Source organism: Bartonella sp. AD24XZML, from assembly GCF_042196485.1.
GTDB lineage: Bacteria > Pseudomonadota > Alphaproteobacteria > Rhizobiales > Rhizobiaceae > Bartonella.
The window spans coordinates 1-5,116 of record NZ_JBHIQH010000111.1; the positions used below are offsets into that span (position 1 = coordinate 1).

General features: G+C 39.5%; 2 protein-coding genes and 1 pseudogene. All 3 read left to right on the forward strand.

Annotated features, from left to right (window positions below; all coding sequences use genetic code 11):
• Positions 1-532 (forward strand): tyrosine-type recombinase/integrase (locus ACFIMX_RS09945; protein WP_375694418.1); only part of this gene is annotated, 532 nt, incomplete at its 5' end.
• 259 nt (positions 533-791) lie between these two features.
• Entirely contained in the window at positions 792-2,393 is a 1,602-nt protein-coding gene (locus tag ACFIMX_RS09950) for a YfjI family protein (RefSeq protein WP_375694419.1), read from the forward strand.
• A gap of 534 nt (positions 2,394-2,927) precedes the next feature.
• A pseudogene (locus ACFIMX_RS09955) lies at positions 2,928-5,116 on the forward strand (DEAD/DEAH box helicase family protein); the annotation flags it as partial.

Here is a 5,116-nt window from a genome sequence, read left to right on the forward strand (position 1 = left end):
AGATGTTCCGGCTTTTTATAAAACACTTTGTGAAGCATCAACCATAACAAAACTGGCTTTGCGTCTGCTTATCCTTACAGGGGTTCGTACCAATTCCTTGCGTCATATTCGTGAAGATCAAGTTGAGGGGGATATATGGACTATCCCTGCTGAGAATATGAAAGGAAGGCGTGATGCTACAACAGAATTTCGCGTGCCTCTATCAACAGAAGCACTGAAAATTATTGAACAAGCGCGTCTGCTTTCTCGTAATGATTTCTTTTTTTCTGCAACTGGTCGAGGTCCTCTCGGTGAGAATAATATGTCACAATACATGCAACAAACTGGAGTAAAAGCATGTCCCCATGGATTTCGCTCTAGTTTACGCAATTGGCTTGCTGAAACAACCGATGCCCCCTATGAGGTCGCTGAAACCATTCTAGCGCATACGGTCGGCGGTAAAGTAGAGCGTGCCTATCGTCGTACTGACTATCTAGAACAGCGCCGCGTTTATATGGATAAATGGGCGGCTTATGTCACTGGTCAATCTTAAGATATGGGGTGAATAACCCCATGATCTGTGGATAACTTTCTCTCTCTTCTCTCTCATTCTTTTTCAATAAGACTCATAAATTATCACATTAGAATTTATATGATAAAATATTGTTTTCTATAAATAAAATACCTTCAAAAATAAACCAAAATGTGCTTAATAAATNACCTTGTCACGTAAGGACGGACAAGGCTTTCTCAAACTCATCAATCTAGAGATAGCATAATCCGTCCTATGACGCAACGTTATAGGATTAAAAATGATGTGTTCTTTTAAGTTAGAGAATAATACTCCTTTAACTGATAATGATAACGGCTCTTTAAATGATAAGACTTGTTTAGAAGCCATTCCTTATAAGCAAGCATTGCAACAAAACGGTTGGGGCGAAATAAAGCCTATCACGGCGGCTCTTTTACCCGTCGAGCCTTTTAGCTTATTACAGTTGCCAACACCATTAATGAACTATGTTTATGACGTTGCGGATAGCCAACAAGCCCCTATGGATTTTATTGCTATCTCTGCTCTCTGTGGTTTGGCTGCTGTTATTGGCAATGGCGTGCGGGTTGCCCCAAAACAACATGCCAATTGGAAAATTGTTCCTAATCTCTGGGGTGTCATTGTGGGGGAACCTTCGACCATGAAAACAGGTACCATGGACGCTGCTTTAGAACCTCTTTATGTCTTTCAAGAGGAATGGCATCAAGAGTGGGTAAAGAAGAAAAAACAGCAAGAAACAAAAGAGATTCTTAGTGAATTAGATAAACGAGAAAAGAAAAAACAAGCCTATAAAGCACTCAAAGATCAAGACGAAGAACAAGCCCTTGCTCTTCTTTCACAAACTCTTGAACACAAAGAAAGTGAGGAAGATGACAGTTCTATAAAACGCCGTCTTATCGTCAGTGATGTGACCGTTGAAAAGCTTGGGGAACTCTTAAAAGAAAACCCCCGTGGTCTCTTGTTGGTTCGTGATGAACTGGCTGGTTTTTTATCTAATCTGGAAAGAAAGGAATATCAATCAGACCGTTCTTTCTATCTAACAGCTTTTAATGGCAATAAGTCTTACACCTATGACCGTATAGGACGGGGAACCATTTTTATTCCCAATGCAACTGTCTCTATTATAGGGGGTATTCAACCTGCACGTATTATTCCCATTATTCAAGACATGCACCGTGGAATAAACGATGATGGTCTTATGCAACGGTTTCAAATGCTGATCTATCCCGATGACCGACAAGAGCAGTTATGGGTTGATAGACCTCCCAATCAAAAGGCATGGGAAAGTTATCAAGGGGTTTTTCGTTCTCTTTATGATAAACCGTTTGGATCACCAAAATATCCGATAACCATACGCTTTTCTGCCGAAGCCCAAGAAATGTTTCGTGAATGGTGGGAAGATTTTCAGAAAAGAATAAAGAATGGTCATTTCTCATCAAGTTTAAAAGCACATCTTTTGAAAATGAATCAAACCATACCAACCCTTGCGTTGATTTTTGAACTGGCTGATGGTGGTCGTTTTGAAATCAATAGAGATGCCCTTGAAAGAGCTTTGTATTGGGAAAAATATTTGTTAAGTCATGTCAAAAGGCTTTATGCGGCGGCGGATAGCTTAGCAACAGAGGGGGCAAAATTAATTGTCGAACGTTGTGATTGTTTACCCGATGTTTTTACAACAAGGGATATTTATAAACGTGATTGGAAATGTTTCAAAGATAATGGAGCCGTTAAGCAAGCTTTAGAGCTTTTATGCCGTTGTAACTATATTCGTGAAATCTCTGGAGACAAGAGCTCACAAGGCGGTCGCCCTACCATACGCTATGAATGGAATCCCTTAGTGACAAGCCATAAAACATCACACTGAGGCAATTTGGAAATCTTATAGAACATTAACAATATAACAGTGAACTCTTCAAAGCACTCCCCATTATGAGTTTTGGGGGTGTTTTTTATACGTATTATTTTATTTTTTTAAACAAAAATAAAAATCATTATATTTCAATATGTTAATGTTTTAAAGAAACAACCTATATTAAATACAATCCGTAAATACAATCTATAATATATATAAAAAGGGGTTTTGTAGGGGTTTTGGGGGTTTTAAGAACCTACAAAACCTATCAAAGTACTCATTCTGATATTTTAAAGCACGTAGTACATTTATCTTGATTAATCCGTGAAATGAATAGCAAATTTTACTACTTTGCTGATCTAACCATGCATCATAGGCTGTTGATAAGCAGCCTTTAAAACCCCTTTTTGAAAAAAATTCTGGTTTTGCAAGAATTTCACCTCATCTGACACTCGCTATTTATCCTAAATGGATTTAATTAGCTTCATTTCGAATCTTTTGAATAGAATTAATCAATAGAATATATTGCTATGGAGCTTATCCTTTATGTCTTGCTCTCTTTATTTTGATAATGAACACGTCACTTTACGCTCTCTGTTGGAATATTACCGTCAACAAGCTAAATCACTTCGTGAATTAGGAACATGGTTTGAAAACCTTGTCATAGCTTATTTGACAAAAGACCCTCTCCATTATGGGCGCTACGAAAAGGTAGAAACCTATTATGAATGGGCTAAAGAGCATGAAGGTTGGAATAAAAATGATATCGGCATTGATCTGGTGGCTAAGCTTCGTCATCAAGAGGGGTATGTCGCTATTCAGTGTAAGTGTTATAAAGCAGATCATCAGATCAGTAAAAAGGATATTGATAGCTTTATCGCGGCATCTGGAAAAGACATCTTTAAATATCGTCTTCTCGTTGATAGCACGGAAGTAGAATTAAGTGACAATGTGAATGCCATGATTAAAGGACAAGCGATACCCGTTTATCGCATTGATCTTCGTCATATGGAAAACAGTCGGATAGATTGGCAAATATTTGCAACAAAACAAGAAGTTTTTCTTAAATCAATCAAAGAGCCTCGTCCCCATCAAGAAGAAGCCATCAAGAAAGTCTGTGAAGGTTTAAAAGAAGCAGACCGTGGCAAGCTTATTATGGCATGTGGTACGGGCAAGACTTTCACCAGTTTGAAGATAGCAGAAACCCTTGCTGGAAAAGGCAAGCGTATTTTGTTTCTGGTGCCTTCTCTGGCTTTAGTCTCGCAAACGATCCGTGAATGGACAGCCGATGCACAAATCCCGTTGCGTTCCTTTGCGGTTTGTTCTGATACGAAAGTAGGCAAGCGTCGTAAAAACCAAGATGATATTGTTGGCATGGCAACATCAGATCTTGTTCTCCCTGCTACCACGGATGCACAAGCCCTTGCTAAAGAAGCGCGTGGAAACCTAGTAGACGCAATGACGGTAGTCTTTTCAACTTACCATTCTATCCAAGTGATTTCGGATGCACAAAAAGATCATGGATTACCCGAATTTGATTTGATCATCTGTGATGAAGCACACCGTACGACGGGGGCTTCATTGGGAAGTGAAGACAATGAATCTGAATTTATCAAGGTTCACGATAACAGCATCATTCGGGGAAAAAAACGTCTGTATATGACAGCAACGCCTAAAATCTTTAGTGACACTGCTAAAAGGCGCGCTGATGAGATTAATGCTGTTTTGGCATCTATGGATGATGAAACCCTTTTTGGTAAACAACTCCATCATTATACCTTCGCGGAAGCTGTCGATAATGAACTGTTAACCCCTTACAAGATTGTGGTCTTGGGAATTGATGAAACCTATATCACACCAGCCATACAGAGATTATTGCCAATGAAAACCGTGAAATTGATTTAGATGATGCGGCAAAAATTATTGGCTGTTATAGAGCACTGACTAAAATAGATAAGCAAGCCGCTGTTGATGATGATGATACAGAGCCCATGCATAGTGCTTTAGCTTTTTGCAAAGATATCAACACCTCTAAACAGATCCGTGATACCTTTCAAGGAAAAGGGGTTAAGCGGATTTTCAACAGACTTTATAAAAATTATCCTGATACGCCTCCTCTGATCTGTGAAGTTGATCATATTGATGGGAAGGATGGCGCCAAAGAACGGTCAAGAAAACTGGATTGGTTGGAAGAAAATGTGGGGGAAAATCACTGCCGTGTACTTACCAATGTAAGATGTTTGTCTGAGGGAGTGGATGTGCCTACCTTGGATGCGGTGATGTTTTTACACCCGCGTAAAAGCCAAGTCGATGTGATACAGGCGGTAGGACGTGTGATGCGGCGGGCTCCAGGCAAAAAAAGAGGTTATATCATTTTACCCGTTGGGGTCCCTGCTGGGATTGACCCCGAAAAAGCTTTAAAGAACAATCCAAAATACAGTGTTGTTTGGCAAGTTCTCAATGCCCTGCTTTCTCATGATGAGAATTTTAGTAAAACGCTCAATCAGATGAATTTAGGACAAGATGTAAGCTCTATTTTAGAAATTATAACGGTTTCTCAAAATATTGATATACAGAATGTCACCACGGTTGTTGACGATATCCCTATGCAAGCAAGACCAGAGCATGCAAGCGCAAGCAATGTCTCTCCAATTCGTAAATCGCTTTCCATGCATAATGGACAAACAAGCTTCAACTTTATAGCGGCATTCCCTCGCGCTCTTAAAACGGTTTTG